1 protein-coding gene is annotated in these 551 nt (G+C 41.0%); it reads right to left on the bottom strand.

Going from position 1 to position 551, the window contains the following annotated elements:
* Nucleotides 1-482: transposase (locus M3087_RS14265; RefSeq protein ID WP_317236698.1), on the bottom strand; the 482-nt coding region annotated here is incomplete at its 3' end.
* Nucleotides 483-551: the final 69 nt, after the last annotated feature.

Raw genomic sequence — 551 nt, forward strand, 5'->3', positions numbered from 1 at the left:
TTGATAATCAGATGTAGTTTAAAGCCGAAGAACCATCCCATGGAACATTTGCCACGCTCGGCAAGCCCCTTAAAAGTCTTGTGAATCAATATACGTTGGTTACGGCATACACGCAGCGGAGTGGAATCCACGAAACTGATTCCGGTGCAAGTACCCAGCAAGACCTCTTTAATGAAAACGGTTAGTTGCAACAGCACTTCCTTTTCCAGTTCCACAAAACGGTTATAGGACACGCGTCTGGGAAAAAGGTGTATCAGATGCTTGCAGACATATTCCTGATAATAATGCTTGAAGCATCTGAAACCACCAGAATGGAACAAAATCAGGATGACCATGATTTCCGCATCACTCATCCGGTTCGGCTTATTCCGATGCTTATGTTTCCTGTCTTCAACCATATATTTTTCCTGCACCTTAGCAAATTCCTTACAAAAATCATCCGCCATACAATAAATCTCCGTAACTTTAGCCTCTGAGAACATAGTGGTAATCGCTTAAATGTTATACTTGGACACTATAAATTTAATGCTTTTATCGCTATGTTCCTAATT

Origin of the sequence: Mediterranea sp. ET5, assembly GCF_023337025.1 — a bacterium.
Taxonomy (GTDB): domain Bacteria; phylum Bacteroidota; class Bacteroidia; order Bacteroidales; family Bacteroidaceae; genus Phocaeicola_A.